At 45.8% G+C, this 24,472-nt stretch carries 20 protein-coding genes; 10 read left to right on the forward strand and 10 right to left on the reverse strand.

Annotation, left to right across the window (positions count from 1 at the left end):
• Nucleotides 1–126 precede the first annotated feature (126 nt).
• Nucleotides 127–666 carry a GIY-YIG nuclease family protein gene (locus QUA45_RS19370; protein WP_333097192.1) on the reverse strand — a complete coding sequence of 180 codons (540 nt, stop codon included), beginning with the start codon at nucleotides 664–666 and terminating at the stop codon, nucleotides 127–129.
• 59 nt (nucleotides 667–725) lie between these two features.
• The gene (locus tag QUA45_RS19375; RefSeq protein WP_333077206.1) at nucleotides 726–1,052 is read right to left on the reverse strand and encodes a hypothetical protein; all 327 of its coding nucleotides are present in this window, start codon (nucleotides 1,050–1,052) and stop codon (nucleotides 726–728) included.
• 230 nt (nucleotides 1,053–1,282) lie between these two features.
• Between QUA45_RS19375 and QUA45_RS19380 the strand changes: the two genes are divergently transcribed.
• Entirely contained in the window at nucleotides 1,283–2,083 is an 801-nt protein-coding gene (locus tag QUA45_RS19380) for a hypothetical protein (RefSeq protein ID WP_333097194.1), read from the forward strand.
• 83 nt (nucleotides 2,084–2,166) lie between these two features.
• On the opposite strand, the gene QUA45_RS19385 is transcribed toward QUA45_RS19380, so the two are convergent.
• Both QUA45_RS19385 and QUA45_RS19390 read right to left on the reverse strand, forming a co-directional pair.
• A complete protein-coding gene (locus QUA45_RS19385) occupies nucleotides 2,167–3,030 on the reverse strand; it encodes a sulfite exporter TauE/SafE family protein (RefSeq protein WP_333221887.1) in 864 nt (287 codons plus the stop codon).
• A 73-nt stretch (nucleotides 3,031–3,103) separates the two neighbouring features.
• Nucleotides 3,104–3,946: a pentapeptide repeat-containing protein gene (locus QUA45_RS19390; RefSeq protein WP_333077249.1), complete on the reverse strand. Its 843-nt coding sequence runs from the start codon at nucleotides 3,944–3,946 to the stop codon at nucleotides 3,104–3,106.
• A gap of 413 nt (nucleotides 3,947–4,359) precedes the next feature.
• On the opposite strand from QUA45_RS19390, the gene ilvD reads away from it, so the two are divergent.
• Nucleotides 4,360–6,045, forward strand: a complete 1,686-nt coding sequence (ilvD, locus tag QUA45_RS19395) for a dihydroxy-acid dehydratase (RefSeq protein ID WP_333097198.1) — start codon at nucleotides 4,360–4,362, stop codon at nucleotides 6,043–6,045.
• Nucleotides 6,046–6,163: 118 nt separating this feature from the next.
• Here the strand turns inward: ilvD and QUA45_RS19400 are convergent, their stop codons facing one another.
• A complete protein-coding gene (locus QUA45_RS19400) occupies nucleotides 6,164–6,694 on the reverse strand; it encodes a hypothetical protein (RefSeq protein ID WP_333159539.1) in 531 nt (176 codons plus the stop codon).
• A 252-nt stretch (nucleotides 6,695–6,946) separates the two neighbouring features.
• Nucleotides 6,947–8,872, reverse strand: coding sequence for an ATP-binding protein (locus QUA45_RS19405; RefSeq protein WP_333097202.1), 1,926 nt, complete (start codon nucleotides 8,870–8,872; stop codon nucleotides 6,947–6,949).
• A 585-nt stretch (nucleotides 8,873–9,457) separates the two neighbouring features.
• Here QUA45_RS19405 and QUA45_RS19410 point away from each other — a divergent pair.
• Entirely contained in the window at nucleotides 9,458–11,101 is a 1,644-nt protein-coding gene (locus tag QUA45_RS19410; protein ID WP_333097204.1) for a GTP-binding protein, read from the forward strand.
• Between the two features lie 233 nt (nucleotides 11,102–11,334).
• Nucleotides 11,335–12,264 (forward strand): phosphoribulokinase, encoded by a 930-nt coding sequence (locus tag QUA45_RS19415; protein WP_333097206.1) that lies wholly within the window; start codon nucleotides 11,335–11,337, stop codon nucleotides 12,262–12,264.
• Nucleotides 12,265–12,367: 103 nt separating this feature from the next.
• Here the strand turns inward: QUA45_RS19415 and QUA45_RS19420 are convergent, their stop codons facing one another.
• Nucleotides 12,368–12,880, reverse strand: a complete 513-nt coding sequence (locus QUA45_RS19420; protein WP_333097208.1) for an ARC6/PARC6 family protein — start codon at nucleotides 12,878–12,880, stop codon at nucleotides 12,368–12,370.
• A gap of 154 nt (nucleotides 12,881–13,034) precedes the next feature.
• Nucleotides 13,035–13,241, reverse strand: a complete 207-nt coding sequence (locus tag QUA45_RS19425; RefSeq protein ID WP_333097210.1) for a hypothetical protein — start codon at nucleotides 13,239–13,241, stop codon at nucleotides 13,035–13,037.
• Between the two features lie 110 nt (nucleotides 13,242–13,351).
• On the opposite strand from QUA45_RS19425, the gene QUA45_RS19430 reads away from it, so the two are divergent.
• Together QUA45_RS19430 and QUA45_RS19435 are read left to right on the forward strand one after the other, a co-directional pair.
• Nucleotides 13,352–14,332 carry an ABC transporter ATP-binding protein gene (locus tag QUA45_RS19430; protein ID WP_333221888.1) on the forward strand — a complete coding sequence of 327 codons (981 nt, stop codon included), beginning with the start codon at nucleotides 13,352–13,354 and terminating at the stop codon, nucleotides 14,330–14,332.
• A 573-nt stretch (nucleotides 14,333–14,905) separates the two neighbouring features.
• Nucleotides 14,906–18,754, forward strand: coding sequence for a S8 family serine peptidase (locus QUA45_RS19435; protein ID WP_333221889.1), 3,849 nt, complete (start codon nucleotides 14,906–14,908; stop codon nucleotides 18,752–18,754).
• Between the two features lie 86 nt (nucleotides 18,755–18,840).
• On the opposite strand, the gene QUA45_RS19440 is transcribed toward QUA45_RS19435, so the two are convergent.
• Complete coding sequence (locus QUA45_RS19440) at nucleotides 18,841–19,293, reverse strand: hypothetical protein (RefSeq protein WP_333097215.1); 453 nt, start codon at nucleotides 19,291–19,293, stop codon at nucleotides 18,841–18,843.
• 468 nt (nucleotides 19,294–19,761) lie between these two features.
• The gene (locus QUA45_RS19445) at nucleotides 19,762–20,778 is read right to left on the reverse strand and encodes an adenosine kinase (RefSeq protein ID WP_333097217.1); all 1,017 of its coding nucleotides are present in this window, start codon (nucleotides 20,776–20,778) and stop codon (nucleotides 19,762–19,764) included.
• A 148-nt stretch (nucleotides 20,779–20,926) separates the two neighbouring features.
• Here QUA45_RS19445 and QUA45_RS19450 point away from each other — a divergent pair, with 148 nt between their 5' ends.
• The 4 genes from QUA45_RS19450 (at nucleotide 20,927) to QUA45_RS19465 (ending at nucleotide 24,256) form a co-directional block, all read left to right on the forward strand.
• Nucleotides 20,927–22,492, forward strand: a complete 1,566-nt coding sequence (locus QUA45_RS19450; RefSeq protein WP_333221890.1) for an AAA family ATPase — start codon at nucleotides 20,927–20,929, stop codon at nucleotides 22,490–22,492.
• 86 nt (nucleotides 22,493–22,578) lie between these two features.
• Nucleotides 22,579–22,905 carry a hypothetical protein gene (locus tag QUA45_RS19455; protein ID WP_333071845.1) on the forward strand — a complete coding sequence of 109 codons (327 nt, stop codon included), beginning with the start codon at nucleotides 22,579–22,581 and terminating at the stop codon, nucleotides 22,903–22,905.
• A gap of 181 nt (nucleotides 22,906–23,086) precedes the next feature.
• Entirely contained in the window at nucleotides 23,087–23,881 is a 795-nt protein-coding gene (locus QUA45_RS19460) for a YdcF family protein (RefSeq protein WP_333097221.1), read from the forward strand.
• Between the two features lie 141 nt (nucleotides 23,882–24,022).
• Nucleotides 24,023–24,256, forward strand: coding sequence for a hypothetical protein (locus QUA45_RS19465; protein WP_333097222.1), 234 nt, complete (start codon nucleotides 24,023–24,025; stop codon nucleotides 24,254–24,256).
• The last annotated feature ends 216 nt before the right edge of the window (nucleotides 24,257–24,472 follow it).

Raw genomic sequence — 24,472 nt, forward strand, 5'->3', positions numbered from 1 at the left:
ATTTTTCATCACATCGTCAGAACCACAAGTGGGACAAATCAGATAGGGTTTCATCATGAGACTCCTCAAAAGATTGGCATAGAGCTATTATCCTCTATCCTTTACATAAAAGCACTACCGCGGTATTTACTTTAAATCCAGCAATCCGCTAGTTTTTAGCTTGGGATTAAACCGGATTTCTTCAGTTACGCCGCGATCTTTCAATAGCGATAAAATTTCATTTTCCACACGCCGCGCGACATTTTTCAACAATTTATCTTTGGCAATTTCATCGGCGAAGATACCTTCATAATTTGCTGTTTCTTGGGCGGTCATCACTGTTTTGGTGTCGATGGGATCGTTCCACTTGGCAGCATCGGCACCGTTACCCTGGGGTTGGGAACCGTTTTCGGCAATCCAACTTTCTCTAATGCTTTCTAGAATAGTGCGGCTGGGCTTGTCAATAGTTTGGACTTTCAGCCAGTAGCAATATTGGGTTTGGCGTACTAAATGCTGTTTGAGGCTGAGGTAAATGTCGCGAGAATAGCCGACAAATTGCAGGACCTTCTCGCTGTCAAAAATCGCGTAAACGCCGATTTTTCCGTGGACAAAATCGGGTAATTTTCCCTCAGAGTCTATGTATGGAATGAATTCTAAGCTGGCGAGAGATTGAATGTCTTCTGTCATCCGATTTTAGATTTTAGATTTTAGATTTTAGATTAAACCACAGATTAACCAGCCTTTACTTAACTCTTGAAAACTCGATAAATTGCACAGAGGCGGCTGGGTTTAAATATTTTGGCTTGGAACATGAAATTAGGCGGGACGTTGACGATCGCAAAATCGCTCGATTCGTGATACTTTTCAAATTCCGCAGGCATTCCCTTCGGCGTCTCGCTGCTGTAAGGGACTGGCTGAAAAAGTAACTCGGCAAACTCAATGCGCGAGCATTGCAATTGTAGCGCTACTTGTTTGACAAAGCTTTCACCGGTTAACAAACCGAACAGTGCAGTTTTAGCATCGGGTTCGAGGACAAAACTGCTATCGTAACTTTCAATAATCTTAAGACCCATTTTCTCTATACTCCTGACAGACGGCGGTGAATGGTTATCGGTTAAGTGTTTTGAGCGATCGACTTATTTTGAATTTTACCTGACACTGACCGTTTTGAAGGCAGAAGGTATTCGGCACGAGGTCAATAAAAATACCACAATCAGGAAATTTTGACAAATAGCCCTGATTTATTTGCCGATCGCTTTTATCATGTCCGTATCGCCATCTATCCGACTACGACTAAAAGGCTATGCAGAAGATTGAAAAAGCATCATTCCCAGCTTCCAGAAGTGCCCCGAACCAGCCGGACTGGCTAGAATTGGTAGAATACGCCTCTGTTGCTGGTTCAGCGATTGGCACGATTGCTGCAGGATTGTCTGGCCAAATTGTCTACGCTGCCGCCCCCTTAACCGCAGCACTTTCGCTGAATCTCGCCAATCGCCAGCGTTTCGAGCAACAAATGCAACAAAAGGCAAATTCTGCGATTACGGACGTACAGGCTGCAGTAGAACGTCGCTCGCAGCAAGTTCAGATACTACCTGGAGAACCTGCGGAACTCTACACCGCCGTCTCCGACTTGCGGCAGAAACTCCAGGGCTTGGAATCCGGCGCCATCGCCGAGGTACAAGCTGCCGTAGCCTCCCTCGAACGCCAAGCCCAGGCGCTGCCGGCTGACTCTCAGGAAATCTACACCACTCTGTCCGATTTGCAGCAAAAACTCCGCATTTTGGAAACTAGCGCCCTCAGAGAGCATGATTGGGAAAATGTCAACGTCCGATTTTTATTGATGGGCGAAAAGTTAACTGAAGTTAAAACTATTACGGCTCAGTTACAGGAGCGATCGAACGAAGTAGACTTCGATACAATCCAAGGTTCTCTCAAGCAATTGCAGGACTTGCTCGATCGACCCACAATAGACACAGGGATGCTGCAAACCGAGATTCAGCAGTTGCAGCAGCAAGTTTCCGAATTGCAGAGACAAAATCAAGAAATTGTCAAGCCTTATTTGCAGCGTCTGACTCGCGCCGTGAAGAAACTATCAGCAAATTAGCCTTAGTTATTAGTTTTTCGTAGGGTGCTGCGCGCGTACCTTCCCGGATTCTTTCGTAGGGTGCTGCGCGCGCACATTACCAATTACCCATTACTAAATTTTTGCCAAGCTTGCCAGAAAACATAAATCGATAATACTGCCAAGAGCGATCGAAAAGCTAAACTAACAATACGATCGGGCAATCTCGGCAAAAACCGCGTGCTCACCTGCGCGCCCAAAAAACCGCCACCGCCAAGAATTAACCCCACAACCCACAAAACATTCCCGCGCGCCGCGTGTCCCGCCGTCGCCGAAATTGCCGTGATGACGATGACGCCCAAGCTGGTTTGAATTGCGGTTTTAATGCTTTCTCCTAACAGCAAAATTTGCAGCGGAACCATAATTACCCCGCCGCCTACGCCGAACAAACCCGCTAATAAACCCGCCGCACTGCCGGTAGCAATTTTAGCAAACGTTGGATTGAATAAAATATTAGAATTATTTGGTAATTCGTGATTGGTAATAGGTAATTGAGCATTGTCTCCTTCTCCGGCTTCTACTCCTAGTTCCTCTGGTTCTGCTTCCGCTTTCTTCTTAGCTGTCAGGTGCTTGCGAACTTCAATCAAATAAATATTGAGCCACAGCAACAACCCAAAAGTAAGTAACAGCAAGTAAGGCGGAAATATTCCCGCCAAATAAGCACCGATTTGTGCTGTAATGACGGCGGGAAATCCGATGCCTGCGACTTGGCTCAAGCTGAGGTAGCCCATGCGCCAATTCTGGATGCTGCCAGAAATAGCTGTAATGACGATCGACAAACCGCTAGTAGCAACCGCTTGTACCGGGGCATACTTGAGAGCTACCAACAAAGGCACGAGCACCGTACCGCCGCCAATACCCAAAAATCCAGCTAGAATTCCGGCAAAAATTCCCGCCGCACCCAACATCAATAATTCAGTGATAGTCATTAGTCATTAGTCAGTAGTCAACAGTTAACAGTCAACAGTCAACAGTCAACAGTTAACAGTCAACAATCAAATTTTAAGAATCATTAGTCGTGCCGTCGGGCATAATTGCCCGCCTCAAATCTGCATCGCGGAAGTTAGTTCGATTGAGATTAGCGTCAATCAAAACCGCTTCCACCAAAACAGCCCCGCTAAAATTAGACCAGCACAGCTTGGCCCGGTACAAATTAGCTCCGCTCAAATTAGCTCTTGCCAGCGTTGACCAACTCACATTAGCAACTCTCAAATTAGCATTGCTCAGATTAGCTTCGCTCAGATTAGCTCCCACCATCGTTACTTGGCGCAAGTCTGCACCAGCCAAGTTGGCCCCGCTCACCATCGCCCCGCTGAGAATTGCCTGATTCAGGTTAGCTCTTTCTAAAAGCGACTCGCTGAGGATGGCATTTGTCAGGTTTACCGCTTTGAGAGTTGACCAACTCAAATTTGCCTTCATCAAATTAATGCGAATCATGCTAGCGTCGGTTAAGTTGGCCGCAAACAAATTCGCTTCGGTAAAGTTGGCTTCGGTCAAGTTAGCTTCGGTCAAATTAGCCTTGGTCATGTTGACTTCTCTTGCCATTGAGCCGCGCAGGTTGGCTCCCATCAGGTTAGCCCCGCTGAGATTGGCGCGGCTCAAATCGGTACCGATGAGATTTGCTTCGCTGAGGTTGGCTTCCGTCATATCCACCCCTGCCAATTTCACCTCACGCAAGTTCGCTCCCGTCAGGTTAGCGCCTTTGAGGTTTGCGTCTTGGAAATTCGCTCTGGTAAAGTTAGCCTCGCTGAGGTTTACCCCTTTTAAGTCGGCCCCGACGAGGTTAATCTCTCGAAAATTTCTTTCTCCGGCCGCATATTGCCTCAGAATTCGATCGGCCTCCATGTCATTCGCCTCGCAATTTTTTTTAAACGTTAGAGTGATGGGTGTTACCACATCATCCCAGATAACTACGGTATTCACTCTGCACGCTGTACTATCTGTAGAATCTTTGCACTGCTTTCGGGACACTGCTGTGCCACTGCCTCCTAAAAGGTCTGACAAATATCAAAGCTTCTGAGAAAATCAACAATAGGGTAAAACTCTCGGCGCTCGGCACTGAGTCAGTCGAGTTTAGATTTTAGATTTTTAGATTTGCTCCACAGATTCATCTGGGAGCCGGAACTTTGGTCTAAAATTATGGGCTCACCACGACGATTATCGGAAACTTGTATTCGTTTTTGGGCGAGCTGGCAGTTGACAACTGTCAACTGTCAACTGTCAACTGTCAACTGTCAACAGACAAAGGAAATTTTAAAATGCCTGAAAATTTGAGAAGCCAAGCTGTGACTGGGGGCGTGCAGCGCGCGCCCAACCGAGCAATGCTGCGGGCAGTCGGTTTTGGTGACGGCGATTTCACTAAGCCGATTGTGGGGATTGCCAACGGGTACAGCACGATTACGCCCTGCAATATGGGATTGAACGACCTCGCTTTGCGGGCTATTGCGGGTGCAAGGGAAGCCGGCGCGATGCCACAGATGTTCGGTACGATTACTATCAGCGACGGAATCTCGATGGGAACTCAAGGGATGAAATATTCTCTGGTTTCGAGAGATGTAATTGCTGATTCCATCGAAACTGTTTGCAACGGCCAAAGTATGGACGGGTTGCTGGCTGTCGGCGGTTGCGATAAAAATATGCCGGGGGCGATGATTGCGATCGCCCGCATGAACATTCCTGCTATTTTTGTTTACGGCGGCACGATCAAACCAGGACACCACAACGGACAGGATTTAACCGTTGTCAGCGCTTTTGAAGCAGTCGGTCAATTCAGCGCGGGCAAAATTGACGAAACAGAACTCAAAGCAGTGGAAGAGAAAGCTTGTCCGGGTGCGGGTTCCTGTGGCGGAATGTTCACAGCAAATACGATGTCGAGTGCTTTTGAAGCGATGGGCATGAGTTTGCCTTATTCTTCGACAATGGCTGCTGAGGATGCCGAAAAAGCTGACAGCGCTGCCGAATCTGCAAAAGTTGTGGTGGAAGCGATCCGCAAACAGTTGTTACCGAGCCAAATTTTGACTCGCAAGGCCTTTGAAAATGCGATCGCGGTAATTATGGCGATCGGCGGTTCAACCAATGCTGTGCTGCATTTATTGGCCATTTCCAATGCGATCGGCGTTGAACTGACCCTCGACGATTTTGAAACTATTCGAGCGAAAGTGCCGGTGCTGTGCGACCTCAAACCCAGCGGCAAATATGTAGCAACCGATTTGCACAAAGCCGGCGGCATTCCCCAAGTAATGAAAATGCTGCTAGAAAAGGGTTTACTGCACCCAGACGCGCTGACAATTACCGGTCAAACTGTGGCTGAAGTGTTGGCAGATATTCCAGCCGAACCCCGCACCGACCAAGATGTCATCCGTTCTTGGAACAACCCGCTTTACGCCCAAGGACATTTAGCAATTCTGAGAGGAAATCTGGCAACCGAAGGAGCCGTTGCTAAAATTAGTGGCGTTAAGAAACCGCAAATTACCGGCCCGGCGCGGGTATTTGAATCTGAAGAAAATTGTTTAGAGGCAATTTTAGCGGGCAAAATTCAAGCCGGAGATGTGATTATCATCCGCTACGAAGGGCCCAAAGGCGGGCCGGGAATGCGCGAAATGTTAGCACCAACTTCGGCAATTATTGGCGCCGGTTTGGGCGATTCTGTCGGGTTAATTACTGACGGTCGCTTCTCTGGCGGAACTTACGGAATGGTGGTCGGTCACGTTGCACCCGAAGCACAAGTTGGCGGAACAATTGCTTTGGTAAAAGAGGGCGATTCGATTACAATTGATGCTCAAAATCGCTTGTTGCAGCTCAATGTTTCTGATGCAGAATTGGAGCAGCGGCGCGCTCTTTGGCAGCCTCCTAAACCTCGCTATACTAAGGGCGTTTTGGCTAAATACGCTAAGTTGGTTTCTTCTAGCAGTGTCGGTGCTGTGACTGATTTGGGTTTGGGTTAAAGTTGGAATTTTTTGTAACTGCAGATGAAGGCAGATAAACACAGAGGAACGCAGATAAAATCCAATCTCCTTTCATCTGTGTCCATCCGCTGATATCTGCAGTTACAAAATTCTCAAATTAACTTCGCTGATTCAAAAAGCGGCTAGCCATCGACATTGCGTCAGTAATATCTACATCGCCGTCTCCATCTCCATCTAAAAACGTATTCAAAACGGGATTTCCCCCCAGGGCTGGATTTTGAGCGTTGCCGCCGGTTTGTAGCAAATTCAGTACGAGCGGCACCAAAACAGGTATCATCGCTTGCACTGTGGCGTTATTCAAACCGGTTCTTTGGGCGATATCGGCTACTATTTGCGTCAGTTGGCCTGCTCCGAACAAACTCTGTACTGCTTGGGGATTGGGATTTGTGCCGCTAAATTGGTTGACAAGTTGTTGAGCTTGTGCGTCTCCTGACTGCGATCGCACGTCTTGCAATGCCGATCGCACGTATCCGCCCAAAACCGACATTGCTAGCTGAGTCGTACTCGCATCGACGCCCTGGTTGCCGCTCAACTGCTCTACCGCACCGATAATGTTGCCCAACTGATTGGGACTTGCTTGTTGGTTGGGATTGTCGATCGCGCTCAAAATTTGGTCAAATAGTCCCATAATTTCGCTCCGTACAGTGATTGCTCAACTTTAAATTATAGCAACTCCTGTTTTTCAAGATTACTGAAAATAGTTTTGATTTGGGTATTATCACTCATTGAGTGGGGGAGCGACAGCCAGTCAGTAACCAATCTCATACCATTTTAAATTTTAGATTTTAGATGTTAGATCGGGAATGAATTCTGACATCAAAGTGGCGAGCTTGCTTGGAGTTGCATTCTTTTTTGAAACAGGGATAAAAACGAATAATTTTTAAGTTTTTACAGTTCCTCTTTTTTCGGGCTTGGTTGGTACGTTCTCGTTGCCGAGGGAATTATATTCACGAGCAATTGGAGGTTGTAAGAGCGCATTTTGCATTGAATCCTCCTGCTTAATCGGCAGGGCGATCGAAAACTCCGTCCCCGTTCCTACCTCCGACCAACAGTTAATTGTTCCGCCGTGTTTCTTGACGATAATTTCGCGACCAATTGCCAATCCCAAACCAGTACCTACACCTCTCGGTTTAGTAGTAAAGAATGTTTCAAACATTTTTTCTTGACTCTCTGGCGCTATTCCCATACCGTTATCAGAAATTCGCACTACTACTGAATCGTCGTCCAAGTATTCTGTAGCAATCACAATTCTCGGCGTAAAACTCGATGCTTCCTGGAGTGACTCCGAAGCCGATTGTTTTTTCACCTCATCAGACCTGAATTTCTCACTTTTTGCTTTCTCTTCCACAGCATCTAGTGCATTATTCAGAAGGTTCACAAATACCTGGTAAAGCAAACCCATATAGCCTTCAACAGTCGGAATATTCCCGTAATTTCGCACCACTTCAATGCCCTGTTTGATGCGGCTGTTGAGAATCAGCAAACTGCTGTCTATGCAGGCGTGCAAATCGACGGGATGAGGGGCTGCATCGTCAAGACGAGAAAAATCTTTCAAACTTAAGATAATAGCTTTGGCTCTTTCAGCGCCTACTTGCATCGAGTCAAATATTTTGATCAAATCTTCTTTGAGAAAATCGATGTCTATTTCTTCGCCTTTTGCCAGCACTGCGGCAGGGGGGGTGGGAATTTCTGTTTCATAAGTTTTGAGAAAATCTAAAATATCTTCAACATAATGTCTCGCCGGGTCGATATTGGCATAGATAAAATTGATTGGGTTGTTAACTTCGTGAGCAACACCGGCTAACATCCGCCCCAAAGTTGCCATTTTTTCATTTTGAAGTATCTGGCTTTGTTGTTCAGATTTCAATTCTTCTAGCAACTGATTTACTTTCTGAATCAGTTGATTCAGCGAAGCTGCTAATACTCCCACTTCATCGTTGCTGGTAACTGGTACTTGCAACTGAAAATTAGATTCTTCAGTTACTCGCTGAGCAATTTTAGTAACAGCGGCGAGAGGTTTGGCGATCGCCCGACTGGTCAAGGCCACTAGCAATGCTGCAACGACGATCGACAATGCCATGCTACCCAAAATTATTTGCACCCGCAGCGCCTGCGCTTGCAGCAGAGCCTCCCGCCCAGCATCTTCTTGCTCTTGGGCGCGATCGATAATTTCTGCTATATCATTGACCGCCCTATCTAGTTGCAACCCTATTTTATCTCGATCTAAATTCGACAGTAACTTACGTTTAACACTTTGTTGAGCGGGGTTATTTGGCAGTTTACTAATTTTTTTATTAACTATTTCTAGTCGATTTATATAATTAGATAACAAATCGCAAGTTTGTCTAAATTTTTCTATGCCTTCTATATCTTCCAGGTATTTAGGATTTTTAGCGTCAGAGAGCAACAACTTCAAATTGTAAATATTGTTTTGTAGCTGTCCATATTTGCTGTTAAAAAGTTGCGGTTTTTCGATCCAGTAAATCAGCCCCTCTTGGCTGTTTTGCATTCGCAGTAAAGCCACCTGCAACTTATTTAAAAGCTGACTTTCTCGATCGATATGTACTTGATTGTTCGTTCTGCGATAGTAATGATTGCCCGCCAACATCCCGACAGTCGTTCCCGCAATCGCAACACAAAGAGCCAGTGCGTACCCACTGCTGATTTTGTCGCGAATACTGAGGTTGCCCAAGGAACGGGCTATGTGAGCGAAATAATTGGGCTTTAGTGGCTGGCTCTCTTTGATCTTATGCTCGCAAGAGGTAGAGAGTTCTTGTGAAGGCTGATTCAGATGTTTGAGCTGCATAGATGCTAACCTGTGAATTATTCACGCACTGACAATTCAGTCTAACTTAACTCGCGGCTGATTTGAGAGTACCGCATGGATACTGAATTTGATAATTTTTGTGAATTAGGATGCTTTTACCCTGCCTAATAAACCCGGTTTTTCGTTTCCGCTTTCGGACATTCTAGGAGGCACTGACCTGAATAAACCGGCTTTCTGGATACTTCATGTGATATTTTATTCTTAATAAAAAAGTATGGCTCCACTTGCGATCGAATAAATCACCGAATAAATAAGTAGGTAGATGCAAATAAACCAGCCTGCGGTTCCAGCGGGTGAGCGGCTGTAGCTGAGTTATCGTGCAAGCTACAATTGCAGCAAGAGGACCATCGCACTTGTCCGTCCTGCTGGCGCTACAACGCCGTAAATCGCGCCCGCAGTGCGACATAATCGGGATTTGCGGGTTCGCGCAGTACGATCCTCTTCGAGGGCTTCGCTAACGGGCACTGCGGCATTTTAGATTTGAGATTTTAGATTTGCAATGACTGATGACTATCGGCGTAATGTAAAAATCAAAGCATAACCCTTTTATTTGCCACTCCCCTCATGCCTTTGCCGCGCCTGTTAACCTTAATTGCTGCTTTCTGCCTCGCCCTGGGGTTGATTATTGGGCTGGTGAGTTCCTTAACAGGGCTTTACAGTCAAGTTGCGTGGTCTGCTTCTCCGCTGCTGGCTAATTTGTTGATTTTCCTAATAATTGTACTTTTGGGAACCCTAATTTTTGCGCTTGTTTACTATTTTAGGCTGCTGCAACGCCCTCAGAAAGTTAAGGGAAAACGGCCGATTACTCCGAAGGTTCCTGTTGTCAAAAGTGAAGCAGCTTCGGAAAACCTTAAAGCAATTCGGCAACAAGTCGATCGCATTCAAGATGAAGTAGCGCGGCAAGCTTTGCTGTTGAGAGCTCGCGAAATTGAAGCTAGCATGGCTCGCGGCAGCGTTAGAGTAGTTGTTTTCGGCACCGGTTCTGCGGGCAAAACTTCCGCTGTCAATGCGCTGGTGGGGCGGATGGCGGGACAGGTGGGCGCGCCGATGGGAACTACCGAAGTTGGCGAAACTTACACTCTGAAATTGAAAGGAATCGATCGAGAATTAGCAATTACCGATACCCCAGGCATCTTGGAAGCGGGAGTTGCGGGGACTTACAGAGAGGAATTGGCGAGGCAGTTGGCGGCGAGGGCAGATTTAATCTTATTTGTTTTGGACGGCGATTTGCGAAAATCCGAGTACGAACCGCTGCGGACTTTGGCGGAAATTGGCAAAAGGTCGATCGTGGTTTTTAATAAAGTTGACCTTTATCCCGACACCGACAGAGATGAAATTCTCGATCGACTGCGGCAGCGAGTCAAAGGTTTTGTAGCAGCAATGGATGTAGTAGCCATTAGCGCCAATCCGCAAAAAGTTGTACTAGAAGACGGCACAATTTTTCAGCCAGACCCGGATATTATGCCATTAATTCGGCGCGTCGCTGCGATTTTGCGAGCTGAAGGCGAAGACTTAATTGCGGACAATATTTTGCTGCAATCTCAGCACTTGGGAGACCAAGCGCGCAAGTTAATTGATGCTCAAAGAAGGCGGCAAGCTGATAAGGCAGTAGAGCGATTTCAGTGGATCGGAGCCGGAGTAATTGCCGTAACCCCTTTGCCAGTTGTGGATTTGTTAGCGACAGCAGCAGTTAACGCTCAAATGGTAGTAGAAATTGCCAAGATTTACGGCTGCGAATTAAATATCGATCGCGCCAAAGAATTGGCATTGTCTCTAGCCAAAACCCTAGCAAGTTTGGGAATAGTTGAAGGCGTAATTCAAGTAGTGTCAAGGGCGCTGCAGTTAAGCGTAGCGGGGTTTGTACTGGGCAAAGCAATTCAAGCAGTCAGTGCCGCTTATTTAACCCGAATTGCTGGTAAAAGTTTTATTGAATATTTCCGCCACGACCAAGATTGGGGCGACGGCGGCATCGCCGAAGTCGTGCAAAGGCAGTTTCAGTTAAATCGTAAAGACGAGTTTGTCAAAGCATTTGTCAAAGATGCGATCGCCCGGGTTGTCGAACCTCTAAACATTTATCAGCAGGAATCGGAACCAGAATTAGAAATGTCAGCCGAATTAGAATCAGAAATAGAACCAGAAGCATTGTATCAACAGCCGCAATACGATGATTGGGAAACTTACAACAACAAACGAAAGGATGACTGGTAATGAGGCATTGGGAATTGGGCAAACAGGGAATTGAGAATTGGGTAATTGCGATCGTTCAATGAGATGTTCCCTGAGTATGCTTTGTTGAATTTTATTAAGAAATTTTACAATAATTTTACACCTCGGATAGACTCCGGGGAGATCAAATCAAACCGAGCGATCGGATGGAACATAATTTTGATAAGATTTAAGCTTGATAACAAAATTTGCTATTGTGCGTCCGGGTAAAAACAATGAGCGATCGACCAATTATTCTCGGTATTGTCGGAGACAGCGCAGCGGGCAAAACCACCCTGACGCGGGGAATTGCCCAAGTATTGGGGCCAGAAAATGTCACTGTGATTTGCACTGATGACTATCATCGCTACGACAGAAAGCAGAGGGCCGAAATCGGAATTACAGCATTGCATCCCGACTGCAATTACCTCGACATCATGCAGCAGCACCTCAGCCTGCTGCGTACCGGACAAGCAATTCTCAAACCCATCTACAACCACACCACAGGTACATTCGACCCGCCGGAATACATCAAGCCCAGCAAATTTGTCATAGTTGAAGGTTTGCTGGGTTACGCAACCCGAACAATCCGCGATTCTTACGATGTAAAAGTGTATCTCGCTCCCCCAGAAGAGTTGCGGACTCAGTGGAAAGTTAAGCGCGATATCATGAAGCGCGGTTATACTGAAGAACAGGTGCTTGCAGAAATAAGAAAACGGGAACCGGACTCTGAAGACTTCATTCGTCCTCAGCGCAAATCGGCCGACGTTGTAGTTAGTTTTTACCCGCCAGAAGCTGACAATCAATCGAATTTAAGCGTCCGTTTAGTGCTCAGACCGACAATTCCTCACCCTGATTTTACTGAAATTTTAGGTCGAGGCAGCGATAGTTTTCAACCTGCAATTCGCTTGGGACTCGATCGGGATATGGGCAAACCAGTTGACGTTTTGGAAGTAGACTCGCACGCTACCAGCGAGCAAGTAAACGAACTGGAAATGATTTTGTGCAGCGAGTTGCCCCACCTGCGGGGATTTTGCTCCGCCCAAGGCAACCCGGAAATTGGCAAACTGATCGGTACAACTGGTGAAGTTTTGCAAAGTTACCCCCTAGCTTTGACGCAGTTGCTAGTTGCATATCACATGATGAAAGCTATTCATGTCTATTAGTTAGTTGTTAGTTGTTATTTGTTTATTGGTTTTGGGTGATTAGTTCCACTCACCATTAGCAATTACTAATTCTCATTAGTAACAAATAACAACTAACTCATGACTAATGGCTGATAATTTGAGAGTCGGCAATTTTCCAGATGCCATCCCAATACTCTAAGGTATAGCGAACTAGCTTAGTATTGAAACTGCTACTATCGACTTTACCATTTCGGTAAACTGTGGCATCTTCGGTGACTCTGACTTCAATAGTGGCTTTGTTCCCAGATGCTGCAAAGCGTTCGACGGATTCAACTTTTTGGACACCGTATCTGTACTGAGAATTGCTTTTTCTCAGATAGTCTATCCCTTTGACTGTATCGGCATACAAAATACCTGTAGTCATTTTAGCCAGCAATTGGCGATCGAATGGAGGAGCAAATATTTTCTGCTTGGCCTCCAACCACTTGCTAATTAAATCCGAAGCTTGTCCGAGAGTAATATTCTGAGCTTGACTAATATGATCTTTGCAGTAATTTGTTGCAATCCGTTGTCTGGTGCAAGTAATATTTTCCGCTTTGGCGGGCGGAGTCAACAACAAAGGAGTTAAGATAGCGATTAAAATTATCGGTTTCATATCTAAAGTCCTCCATCATGTTAAATTGACTTTATTTAGCCAAAATATAGGTGAGAATTATTAGCCGATTATCTCAACCTATCGTTAATTAATCGGTAATTTTGTCTACATGATGTGCTGGGGAAATTTCGGAATTTTAATTGTATTATTTTTCTCACGATTGAGAATAAATCCTGGGCGATCGCAAAGTCGGGTTGGCAGTGCCTAATTGCTGAAGTGGCATGGAGACTGGCAACTGACTTTGAGGTGCGGGCAGCATTTCGCCTCGGAAGTCGAGGAGGGTGACGAGCAGCAGGTAGGCAACTGCTAAAATTATAGAAATCACCCCAGTGATAATAGCAATAATTTTTGAACGATCCATATTCCGAATATTTTAAGTACAGCTAATATTAGTTTAACATTAAAAAGAGCAATTATTACTTAACTGATGCAATAGAATATAATCAGGTGCTACTTATTTCGCTTACGAAAATGGAACCTCTTATAGATGCGCCCACTTCCACCGAGATGCCAGGAGCTACCCCAGTAGTGGAAACATTTAATCTGGGGAAGTTCTACCGTACCGGCTTCTGGATGAATGAAAAAATTGAATCGCTCAAAAATTGCACTCTGACTGTCTCTGAGGGGGAAACTTTCGGGTTGTTAGGGCAAAATGGAGCGGGGAAAACTACGCTGCTGAAAACTTTGCTGGGTATAGTGCGCCCCACTTCTGGGCGGGCGCTGCTTTTGGGGAGACCTTTGGGCGATCGCACTGTGAAGCAGCGAGTCGGCTATTTGCCAGAAAATCCCTATTTTTACGATTATCTCACGGGCTGGGAATTCTTGCAATTTGCGGCGGGGTTATTTCAAATTCCCCCCTCGATTCAGCGGCAGCGAATTCCGAATTTGCTAGACTTAGTTGGCTTATCTCAATCGGCGGCAATTAAAAAACAGTTGCGCCAGTATTCTAAGGGAATGCTGCAACGGATCGGCATGGCTCAAGCTTTGATTAACAATCCAGATGTGGTATTTTTGGATGAGCCGATGTCGGGTTTAGATCCGATGGGACGCTATCAGATGCGGGAGATAATTTTATCTCTGAAAAATCAAGGAAAAACAATTTTTTTTAATTCGCATATATTGTCTGATGTGGAGAAGATTTGCGATCGAGTGGCAATTTTGGCGAAGGGTGAGTTAATCTGCATTGGTGCGATCGACGAACTCTTGGGTAATACTGAAACTTACCGGGTTGAAGGTAGGGGTGGCCACTTGAACATCCTGCAAAAATGGATACCGGATATGGAACTTGATAATGATTTGTGGTACGGTCATTTGCAGGGCGAGCCGAAGGAGTTTCTTTCTAGTCTGAGCGGTACCGGAGGGCAGCTAATTGGTATGAATTTGGCTAAGCCTAGTTTGGAAGAGTTTTTTATGCAGCAACTGCAAGAAAGAGGGATTTATTCTAGTGGTTGAAGTCCATAAAATCGGCGGCTGAAACTCGGCGGTTGAAACCGCGGCTACACATACAAAGTCCGCCTTCGCGGACTAAGAAAACGGGATCTTCTGCCAATTCCACAACACATCAAGCAGGACTTACGCACCATATCTAGATGTAGGGGCTTTCATCAGCGGGGGGATTGGCCTACAAAATCCTATATTTAGAGGCTGTGCGTAAGTCCTGTCTCATTGACTGAGATATAAATTCGCCAAGCTAGTAATCGTTCAGATTGCTTGTCAACTTTGCACACATAAAGTATCGTCAACAGAGAGGAGGTAGTAATGAGCTTTCTTTCAAAAAATCTTTAACCAAAACTAATACTATATTCTGCCTAAAAAGTAATGTCTCTAAAGTTTCCTTGCAGGGAAAAAAGTAAGACTTAATTCCGAGAGATAGGTAGCAGCTTACAATCGTAAATTTTTGAATGGGCGGATATCTGTGTTGTGGGGAGAGACCGGATCTGGGAAGCAGCCCAGATGTATTGAAAGTCGATCGCTCAATTATGCCGACTGATTAAAATACAAGTAAGTTTGTTGGCAGGGTAAAAAATGTCTAACATTCAACTCGGCAGTCTTAAGAATAACTATTTCAATATCGATTTCGTTGGTAAGCTAGATTCCACAGACATTTATCGTTTCAATCGTCCTGCTTCGGGCAGTTTCCAAGTCTTGGCTGAAGGTTATAGCGGCGGTCTGAAAATGGAACTGCTCGACAGCCAAGGAAAGCCGCTCGAAACGATCTCAACTAGCGGCAAAAATCCCGGAACTCTCAGTACCGAGAATTTGGGCGCAGGAGACTATACTCTCAAAGTTTCTCCCATCTCCTCCGACACAAACTATCAGATTAGTCTGGCCGTAAACGAAAAAGTTGACCCGCTCACGGGTTTGAAGGTTGACTCCGGTTTTTTTACGCCCGATCGCGCCGGTGAAGTAGGCTTTGATTTCCTGTATGATGGCGGCGGATTCAAAGGACAATTAGCCATATTTAGTTTGCAGGGTATGGAGAAATTTACTCCAGGCTCTGAGGAGTTTATCAAAGAAGCTGCAAGAAGGGCTCTGAGTAATTCGGTGTTAGGTCACGTCGTGATTTCTGATATTACAGAAGGCACAGATCCTCAATTCAGGGGCACTTTAGGAAAGGTAAATCTGAACACCGGTTCCTACAAAGGTGTGAAGAAGTTTTCGATGAACCCAGGAGAAGCATTTGCTGTGATGCTGGTGCCAGATGGCACGGTTAAGGAAGTATTTGATAAGCCTGATATTGGCGGCAACAAAAGTCCGCTGTTTTCGCTATCTAGCAGTGACGAGGATGATGGTTGGCTGTTGGGCCAGGTGGCAGATATTACTGGCGATGGTAAGACATTCGCGATCGAGGATCGATCGATTACTCCGCTGTCAGATTACGACTACGATGATGTGATTTTCCGTTTGACGGGTGCGACTGGCAAAGCGGTGGAGGTGAAAGAAGTTATCACTCCGGCTAAGGATTGGACTAAATCTGAAGGCGGTAAGAAATTAATCGATTATGTCAAATCAAAACTGCCTGATGAGCGCAAACCGCCTGCGGATACAGAACCGCCTCCACCCGCACCAACACCATCGCCTGCACCTGCACCAACACCTGCGCCTGCACCTGCACCAACACCTGCACCTGCACCGCTACCAGCGCCTGCACCGCTACCAGCGCCTGCGCCTGCACCGCTACCAGCGCCTGCACCTGCACCGCTACCAGCGCCTGCACCAACACCAGCGCCTGCACCTGCACCGCTACCAGCGCCTGCACCAACACCAGCGCCTGCACCTGCACCAACACCTGCGCCTGCACCTGCACCAACACCTGCGCCTGTGCCAACACCAGCGCCTGCACCTGCACCGCTACCAGCGCCTGCACCAACACCAGCGCCTGCGCCTGCACCTGCACCGCCGTCGATCGATGATACCCAGTTACCGGCTGAAACTCAACCGCCTGCTGATCCTGCACCGCCTCTAGAACCAAAGAAGCCCAGCCTGCCTTTAATCGGGATTATCGATACTGGGTTTGCTGCCAACAATCCGGATCTTGATTATTCTAAAGTGACACTGGGGCGCGATCGCATTGACGGTGACAACAACCCTTTAGTGTCGTCTGATGCAGAAAACGAACACGGCACGGCTGTTTGGAGTTTGATTGGCGCTCGCGCAGGTAATAATATTGGCATTGACGGTATTAACGATCGCGCTCCTGTTTGGCTGGGACGCGCCAGCGGTTCCGGGCAGTGGGACTTGTCGCTGACAGATTTCGTGCATGAAGCTAAGGCACGGGGGCAGCAGAATGCTATTGTCAACCTCAGCCTGGACTTAACTCAAGTTAACGGCGAGGGCAACGTGACGACTCGCTACGAGTTGACGCCCAGAGAACGGGCGGCTTTAGAATATGCTCGTCAGAATGGAGTGCTGCTGGTGGTTGCTGCTGGCAACGACGGCGGTGTGATGTCGGTTTTGGGTCAAGCTTCCCAGGAGTTTGACAATATTATGACTGTTGGGGCGTTTGACGGAGTGCGCCGATCGTCCTATTCCAGTTACGGCTATGGTTTGGATGCTGTAGTTGCCGAGGGGGAGAACAATCTAGATTCGCTTACGGGAACTTCTTTTGCAGCAGCGAAAGCGACTGGGAGGGCGTCTGTTGTGTGGGAAAGCAATCCAGAGTTGAGCGATCGGCAAGTAATTGATATTCTCAAACAAAGTGCGATCGATGTCAATTTACCGGGTTGGGATCGGAAAACAGGTTTTGGATTGTTGGATTTAGATAAAGCCGTGCAGTTAGCGAAGGAAACAGCACCGCAAGAAAACACTCGCGCAGAATTCGCAACACCTGAAACTTGGGGTTACGAAGGGCTCGTAAAACCGATGGAACGAGCTACGGCAGATCGATTTAACGGCAAATCTTATGAGTGGCAACCTTACACGATTCAAGCCGGAGATAGTCTCAGCGAAATTGCCAGAGAAACAATGGGAAGCGCTGCTCCCGATTACTACAAATTCATTGCCAAACACAACAACATTTCCAATCCCAACGTAATTTCTAAAGGTCAAAAAATAGAGGTTCCTGTAGAAGTAGCGGCATCTGATGGCGGTGATAATTCGATCGAAAAGCCAGAGCAACCGTCACCTAATTCAACTAATTCAAGATCGATCAACGGTCACAACATTGCTGACAAGTTCTATCCGGTTTACGACAAATATCAAAATACGCTCGGCAAACCTAATTCAGATGTTACCAACTATTCAGGCAATGTCAGCTATCAACTATTCGAGCGCGGTTCGATCGTCAGCAGTCCTAAAGGAACTTTTCCGATTTACGGTGCGATCCGTCAAGAATATTTGAAAACAGGCGGGCTTGATGGTAGGTTGGGAGTTCCGAGAAGCGGGGAGATCGATCGGGGTAACGGTAATAAGATTCAATACTTTGAAGGCGGTCACATCTATTGGAATGGCAGTAAGGCGACTGCTTACCAAGAGCCTGGTAAACCATCCAATCCTGGCGACAGCAAGCCTGGAGAAAATAGCAACAGCGGCAACACTGAAAGCGGTACAAAACCTGAAAAACCGCGAACTATTCCCAATGGCTTCGAGTCTTTGTCTAGTGCAATAGGTATTGATTTTTATCGCAGAGGCTCTGACTACGTACAAATTGTAGATCTAAGCAAGGGAGCCTCCGTCAAGTTCCTTCATGGAGAAATTACTGAGGAGGGCAATAGTCCTGAGTTTAGGACTCAAACTATTGATGAAGCTTGGTCGGATTTTTCCGGAAAAAATCCTCGGCCTTTCTCTGTTACAAATGGTCAATACTTCGATCAGGGATTTTTGAGTAAAGTGAATAATTTTGGGTTCGGGGGCTTCTTCGGAGATACAAGCGCTCAAGTTATTCACTCTCTAAAAATTGATGGACAAGTAGTAAGCACTGGCGCTAAAACTCAAGAAGATGCAGACAGTTTACTAATGTTAGAATTGTTCGGCAATCGGGCAACTATCCAGGACTACGATCGGAATTTATTCGATTCATCTTCAGCCAAAAATATTCTGGTCAGCTACGATCCTATAGAGTATGGAGCATCACGGAATACGGAACAGGGAAGAACATTCATCGGTGTTGGCGATCTTCATGGTTCTGATGGGATTAATGAGAGTGTTTTACTGTTTACTTCTGACAAATCCACTCAAAATAATGCTGGTGATACTCTCAAAAATTTTGGAGCTAATAAAGTAATGATGCTAGATGGTTCTGGTTCGTCTAAATTAAATGTGAAGGGCAAAACTCTTTTATCAGGAGACAGCAGAAAAATACCACAAACAATAGGTGTAGTAGGTGGGGTATTCGGTCCGTATTTGCCTCCGAAACCTGGATTAATGGGTATTTGAAATTATGCGATCGCTTCTAGTCGATAGCCTCAAACTAACTCCCGTTTCGATCGTTGAGGTGTAGGGTAAGGCGCGCAGTGCGTATCTTACAGATAGTGTCTGCGCGTAAGTCCCGATCGCTCTAACGGCTCGATTTCAATATCGGGAGAAATCTCAATGGCTGCAATTCTGGCATTCTCAACTATCGTATTTCCCATCATTGTATTGTGTACTGCCTCAAATTTAGATTCTGCTTCCGAAATTTCTTCGTAGTGTACAATCACATGATAATATTTATTAATTGGTTCTCCAGAATCTGAAATTTCCACCGCAAGCGAATCTATATTTTGAGACTCTTCTGCTTTTTCCCGATACTCGTCGGCTAAATGTTCTAAAGCAATCGCGATCGCGTGTTCTTTCGTTTGTCCGTAAAAATTCATGCGATCGTCGGGGCGATCGCTCAGAGATGATGAAATCTGACAAACATACTGCCCATTTGATTGAGCGAAAACGTCGATCCCAATTGTTGCAGTAGTGCGATCGGAATTGATTTTGGTCATCTGAACCTCCCTATCTGATTAAGTAAGGTTTAGGAATTACGTGCTAACTCTATCTGTAGAAGGCGCACGGTGTACATTACACCTACTTAGGGCTGGTTTAATAAGTTGGAAAAGTAAACACTCTATGGATTATCTGACCCATAAAAGGTGGTCAAGTGCAAAAAAAAACAGCTAAAATAAGTCTGACTGAATAAGTTATGGGCAATCATGAGAGCAATTGATTCGTGATTCAATCCCTATTTACTATCTCCGTAAACGATGTAGTTGTTAGCATTTCAAGTGCGGTTAATTAAGCTTTCACTGATTTTAACACGATCGCCCTTGCTCCATCGGCGTTGATCTCCGTTCATCTGCCTTCATCTGCGGTTCAAAAAAGAGCCTGAAGCGAAGCTATCCCTTTCCCCGTAGGGTAGGGTAGGGAATCGCTCTTTATCAAAAAAAGAGCGATCGCCCATTTTATTTCAATTGCTAACCAGAAATCACCTTACTCAAAAGATGAGCCTGAGAACCCTCCAGACGCGGCCCGTGAATCTGCACCACCAAAGAAGCCAAATAATTGCCCCAACGAGCCGCTTGTGTAGAACTCAAACCGTTAGTAATTCCAAACAAAACACCGCCCGCAAAAGCATCCCCAGCACCCACAGTATCGATCGCCTTTACCGGAAATCCAGCCACATCAACAATCTGTTTGTTCTCCACCACCATGCAGCCTTTATCCCCATTAGTGATAAAAGCCAAATCCGAAATTTCGCTCATTTTCCGAGCGCACTCTTCCAAAGATTCCTCCTTAAAAAAGCTCCGAACTTCATCAGCATTGCAAAAAATTACATCGCAATATTCCGAAACCACCTTGTGAAAATCATCAGCAAAGCGATCGACTAAAAAGCCATCCGAAAAAGTAAAAGCCACCTTCACACCCAGACGCTTAGACTGTTCCATCGTCTCAATGCTAGCCTTTCTAGGGTCTGGAGCATCCCAAAGATAGCCCTCAACATAACTGTACTTGCAGTGAGCCAGTCGATCGACATCAATATCAGTCGCAGCCAGAGTAGTAGAAACCCCCAAATTAGTACACATCGTGCGTTCCGCATCCGGCGTAGTCAGCACTACACAAGTACCCGTAGGCCCGTTCGACTCAGCAGCAGGATGCACGTTAAAATCAATCCCCGCCGCCAGCAAATCTTGGCGGTAAAATTCGCCGTTAGTATCCTTAGCAACCTTCCCCGAATAATACGCTTTACCGCCGCTCTGAGCCAAACCTATCATCGTATTTGCCGCCGAACCGCCCGATCGCATTTGCAGCGAATTGTGTTCTAAATCGTGCAAAATCCCCCCCTGCGTTTCCGAATTCATCAGCGTCATCCCGCCGCGATTCAGCGCGTGGCCGAGTACAAATTCATCTTCTACCAATGCTAGGATGTCTACCAGGGCATTTCCCACGCCAAACACATCCACGGAACGGGAATCTTGATTGTTTTCTGTCATCAGTAATTTTTGGTTTACACTAATTATCAACTTTATAATAAATCGAATTCAACTCAACATCTATTTTCTTTAAGTTATCTTTATCTAAATCCCCAACAAGCCCAAATCGATTTAATCCACAATCCAAAATCTAAAATCTAAAATCGATATGACTGATACTTGTCTCCCACCTCTGATTCAGCAAATGTTGCAGCCCGGCTTTTACCCGCACGGGGTGACAGAACCAGTGCAGCTAATTCAGACTCATGCTTCCTTTGTTTTGCTGACAGGAGATTATACTTACAAAATCAAGAAACCCGTCAATTTTGGTTTTTTAGACTATTCAACCTTGGAGAAAAGGCAGCATTTTTGCACCCAAGAATTGCTGATGAACCGACGCACTGCACCGGAAATTTATATAGAAGTTTTGCCCCTTATTAAAATTGGGGATTCGTTTCAATTTGGCAGCAACTTACCTGCTATAACTCCGGCTGAAGTTGCTGTAGAATACGCATTAAAAATGCAGGAGTTTCCTCAAGAGTCGCTGTTGCTTAGTTTGTTGGATAGGGGACTGTTAACAGAGCAAATTATGGCAGACTTAGGGCGGGAAGTAGCAAAGTTTCACAGCACGGCAGTTAGTAACAGCTACATTCGCACATTTGGCAAAGTCAGTCAGATTCGTACAGCAATAGAAAACAATTACCTGATTTCCCAAAAATATATCGGCGACCCGCAGACTCAGACACAATATGAGGAAACAAAAAATTATACTGATGCGTTTTTTGCAGAAAATCAAGAGTTATTTAACCTGCGGATTGCCCATAATAAAATTCGCGAGTGCCACGGAGATTTGCACTTGCGGAATATAGCATTCTGGCAAGATAAAATATTACTGTTCGACTGCATTGAATTTAACGAGCCTTTCCGCTTTGTTGATGTCATGTACGATGTGGCTTTTACAGTAATGGATTTGGAATCGCGCGGGCGCAGAGACTTAGGCAACGCTTTTCTCAATACTTACATCGAACAAACAGGGGATTGGGAAGGACTGCAACTGTTGCCTCTGTATTTGAGCCGTCAAGCTTATGTTAGAGCAAAAGTAACTTCGTTAATGTTGGACGATGCCGCTATTTCAACGGCCCAAAAAGCAGAGATTTCACAAACTGCCGCTCATTACTATAAACTGGCTTGGCAATACACAAAACCACACCGGGGAAAGTTAACTTTGATGTCGGGTTTGTCGGGTTCTGGCAAGAGTACAGCAGCTCGATATTTAGCTCGCCGCACAGGGGCAATTCACATTAGATCCGATGCTGTTCGCAAACATTTAGGCGGAATTTCTTTAAACGAACGCGGGGGGGAAGATTTGTACTCGGATGAAATGACGGCACAGACTTATGGTAGATTGTTAGAGTTGGGGATAATTCTGGCTGAACGAGGTTGGAATGTGATTTTAGATGCAAAGTTCGATTGCCAAAAAGCGAGAACCGATGCAATTAATCAGGCTCAATCCCACGGGTTGCCCCTGCAAATCATTTACTGCACCGCACCAATTGAAGTATTGCGAGAACGACTGCAACAGCGCAGAGGCGATATTGCCGACGCGACAGCCGAACTATTGAGTTCGCAGCAATCAGCTTTTGAACCTTTTACGGAATTAGAGCAAATTTCTGTAACGATTGTAGATACCGCGCAAGAGTTAGAGGTACAATTAAACGTGATTTGTGGGCAGTAGTTGCAGAGCGATCGCCCTTGGCAATTTGATTCTCTGGTAATATTGTAAATATCTTTCTGTTTTATTACAAAAAAAAGTTGCAGCTTATGCCAAAATTTACCGGAGACTCGAAGGGGTTTAGCCCCGCGTTGATATGGTTTGTGTTGTTTACCGTTGGGTTTCGCTTAGTAGGATGTACGCTGCCCCTGAGTCTGGGCCTTGGTGTCATCGGTGGCGTGGCAGCAGGTTTAATTGTCGCTTGGTGGCACAACGAATTACTACTCAACCCGAATATGAATTCCAAGGACAAAACCTCCGATGCTATCCTCAACAAAGAAGTAGTGCAAAGGGAGGGCCATAAATATAGCAAAACCTCTAGGGGTGATGCTGCTACATTGTTTGGCTGGTTATCTGGACCAGAGGATCGTCGCTAGCACCGAAAATAGTTTTGAGTATTGAGTTGTAAGCTTTAAGTTAAAGAGTTCATAATTCACAACTCTATACTAAAAATTAACCACTCCCGTCACTTAAATTACTAATTACAGATTAGCGACTAACGATCGCTCATTACCCATTACCCATTACCGCTAACGAGCAATTTGAATTACTTGCTTAATGTTTGTATTTCTCTCGAAACTCCTGCCGCTGTTTATTTATCCTTTGGGGTTGAGTTGCCTGTTAATGATGGCGGCTTTAATCACACTTTGGAAGCGTCCCAAATGGGCGGCGGCGCCAATTGCTGCGGCTCTAATTATTTTACTCCTCGGAAGTAGCGGTTGGGTTTCAAAATCGTTAGTTCGAGCGCTCGAATGGCAAAACTTACCAACCGCCGAACTCCCACAAGCTGAAGCGATAATCGTCTTGGGCGGCGGTGTCAAAGCAGCTTTACCTCCCCGTCCTTGGGTAGAATTAGCGGAAGCGGGCGATCGAATAATCTACGGTTCCCGACTTTACCGGCAAGGCAAAGCTTCCCTGCTAATTCTCAGCGGCGGTAGAGTAGATTGGAAAGGCGGCGGGGCTCCAGAATCGGCAGACATGGCAGAAATTGCCCAAACAATGGGTGTACCGGCATCAGCAATTCTGCAAGACCCCGATTCACACAACACTTATCAAAATGCCGTCAACGTGCGGAAAATTTTAAATGCTAAAGGCATAAAAGGACCTGTTTTGCTAGTGACATCGGCGATGCACATGACTCGATCGCTCTTAATTTTCCAGCGTCAGGGAATAAAAGCAATTGCAGCGCCAACAGACTTTCAGATAACCCAGCAGGATATCGCAGCATCCGAAAGAAATTGGCAAGCAGTCGCCTTGAATTTATTGCCGGATACCTATGAGTTAAACCAGTCAACTAAAGCTTTGAAAGAATACATCGGCATAATCGTTTATCGCCTGCGGGGATGGCTTTAACATAATTTGAGATTTGGGATTTTGGGTGGAAGAATTTAAGTAGTCTCAACCGTTAAGTCACTTCCCAAATCCAAAATTGATTCAGTGTGCTAGCTTAAAGTCAATACAGCCAATATTAGCCACACTCGCCCCCAAACAATCATGCTGCCCCACGAGTTGCAAAACATTGCCCCAGAACCGACTCCCGCGGCCGAAATTTTTCAGAGACACCAAATTGTCCGCGAGTTTTACTATGAAATTAAGTACCGTCAAGAACTAGAACTTCACTGCCAGTGGTATTACGCTACAGCCAAGCAGCATCAGCAAGAATTGCAGAAAATGCAGGGAGATTGGAATATTTTAGGTTGGTTTAGCCGCGGACGGTCGAAAAATTAAGGGTTAAATAAAAAAGATGGTTTGTAGTAAGGAGTTTAGCCCTGCAGATCGACTAAAAGCCACAGAAAAACCTGAAGTCCTAACTACAAACTGTACAATAGCTATATGACTCCCGCCCAAAAATGGATACTTGCTTTCCGACAGGAGTCGCTATCGGCGGAAAATTTTAGACCCTAGTTCAAGCTTCCAGATTCATCTGTGGAGTAAATCTAAAAT

Origin of the sequence: Microcoleus sp. Pol12A5, from assembly GCF_036701435.1 — a bacterium.
Classification (GTDB): domain Bacteria; phylum Cyanobacteriota; class Cyanobacteriia; order Cyanobacteriales; family Microcoleaceae; genus Microcoleus.

Bases quoted from the DNA above. Each gene is read 5' to 3' on its own strand.
- QUA45_RS19370 (WP_333097192.1), bottom strand. From the start codon at position 666: ATGACAGAAGACATTCAATCTCTCGCCAGCTTAGAATTCATTCCATAC.
- QUA45_RS19375 (WP_333077206.1), bottom strand. From the start codon at position 1,052: ATGGGTCTTAAGATTATTGAAAGTTACGATAGCAGTTTTGTCCTCGAA.
- QUA45_RS19380 (WP_333097194.1), top strand. From the start codon at position 1,283: ATGCAGAAGATTGAAAAAGCATCATTCCCAGCTTCCAGAAGTGCCCCG.
- QUA45_RS19385 (WP_333221887.1), bottom strand. From the start codon at position 3,030: ATGACTATCACTGAATTATTGATGTTGGGTGCGGCGGGAATTTTTGCC.
- QUA45_RS19390 (WP_333077249.1), bottom strand. From the start codon at position 3,946: ATGGAGGCCGATCGAATTCTGAGGCAATATGCGGCCGGAGAAAGAAAT.
- ilvD (WP_333097198.1), top strand. From the start codon at position 4,360: ATGCCTGAAAATTTGAGAAGCCAAGCTGTGACTGGGGGCGTGCAGCGC.
- QUA45_RS19400 (WP_333159539.1), bottom strand. From the start codon at position 6,694: ATGGGACTATTTGACCAAATTTTGAGCGCGATCGACAATCCCAACCAA.
- QUA45_RS19405 (WP_333097202.1), bottom strand. From the start codon at position 8,872: ATGCAGCTCAAACATCTGAATCAGCCTTCACAAGAACTCTCTACCTCT.
- QUA45_RS19410 (WP_333097204.1), top strand. From the start codon at position 9,458: ATGCCTTTGCCGCGCCTGTTAACCTTAATTGCTGCTTTCTGCCTCGCC.
- QUA45_RS19415 (WP_333097206.1), top strand. From the start codon at position 11,335: ATGAGCGATCGACCAATTATTCTCGGTATTGTCGGAGACAGCGCAGCG.
- QUA45_RS19420 (WP_333097208.1), bottom strand. From the start codon at position 12,880: ATGAAACCGATAATTTTAATCGCTATCTTAACTCCTTTGTTGTTGACT.
- QUA45_RS19425 (WP_333097210.1), bottom strand. From the start codon at position 13,241: ATGGATCGTTCAAAAATTATTGCTATTATCACTGGGGTGATTTCTATA.
- QUA45_RS19430 (WP_333221888.1), top strand. From the start codon at position 13,352: ATGGAACCTCTTATAGATGCGCCCACTTCCACCGAGATGCCAGGAGCT.
- QUA45_RS19435 (WP_333221889.1), top strand. From the start codon at position 14,906: ATGTCTAACATTCAACTCGGCAGTCTTAAGAATAACTATTTCAATATC.
- QUA45_RS19440 (WP_333097215.1), bottom strand. From the start codon at position 19,293: ATGACCAAAATCAATTCCGATCGCACTACTGCAACAATTGGGATCGAC.
- QUA45_RS19445 (WP_333097217.1), bottom strand. From the start codon at position 20,778: ATGACAGAAAACAATCAAGATTCCCGTTCCGTGGATGTGTTTGGCGTG.
- QUA45_RS19450 (WP_333221890.1), top strand. From the start codon at position 20,927: ATGACTGATACTTGTCTCCCACCTCTGATTCAGCAAATGTTGCAGCCC.
- QUA45_RS19455 (WP_333071845.1), top strand. From the start codon at position 22,579: ATGCCAAAATTTACCGGAGACTCGAAGGGGTTTAGCCCCGCGTTGATA.
- QUA45_RS19460 (WP_333097221.1), top strand. From the start codon at position 23,087: ATGTTTGTATTTCTCTCGAAACTCCTGCCGCTGTTTATTTATCCTTTG.
- QUA45_RS19465 (WP_333097222.1), top strand. From the start codon at position 24,023: ATGCTGCCCCACGAGTTGCAAAACATTGCCCCAGAACCGACTCCCGCG.